At 43.2% G+C, this 651-nt stretch carries 1 protein-coding gene; it reads left to right on the forward strand.

The annotated features are described in order from the left end of the window. Window positions 1-61: 61 nt before the first annotated feature. Window positions 62-559 (forward strand): hypothetical protein, encoded by a 498-nt coding sequence (locus tag J3482_RS20195; protein ID WP_206923087.1) that lies wholly within the window; start codon window positions 62-64, stop codon window positions 557-559. Window positions 560-651 lie beyond the last annotated feature (92 nt).

Here is a 651-nt window from a genome sequence, read left to right on the forward strand (position 1 = left end):
AAGGAGTGGCTTGAAAAGCAAAACCTTGCATGATGCCCAGTTTTAGGTGGGGGATTTTTCGGTGAACATGTGGGGGATTTTTCGCTTGACAAATACAGCATTGAGTAAGGGAGTTACAACGATAACCATTACGAACAGTACTTTAATGTGGGACGATGGAAAATTGGTACCGTATTCCAAGACCCCTGGACTAAAATCAAATGATGAATTTAGTGCAGTCGTAGAAAAGCAAGGGAGTCAGACGATTGCTAAAGAAATTTACGGCCCTGTGTCAAACATGATAAGTGGAACAATCAGCAAAGTTTCAGGTAATCAGATCACGGTGAAGGAACTATATAATCCAACGAGCAAAACATGGAAGCCAACAGGTCGTGTAATCACGTTTGTGTATGATTCAAGAACCTTATTTCAATCTCCAGTTACATCATTACGGCCTGGTGTATTCGTTCAAATAACATCGTCAGGTTTTTATCCAGGAAAGCTTCTGGTGCAAGGTATTACAGCATACACAATCAGCAAATTACCCGGTGGGGCTGATAACTTCACTCAAATTCAATAGACCGTCATGCCGCCTGAGCGGCACCAGCAGAAGGATGAAAATGGTCTCGTGTTGAATGACTTCTTGGTGGCTGGCGAAGGCAGGTCGTTCCA

The sequence above is a fragment of the Alicyclobacillus suci genome, from assembly GCF_017329615.1.
Classification (GTDB): domain Bacteria; phylum Bacillota; class Bacilli; order Alicyclobacillales; family Alicyclobacillaceae; genus Alicyclobacillus; species Alicyclobacillus suci.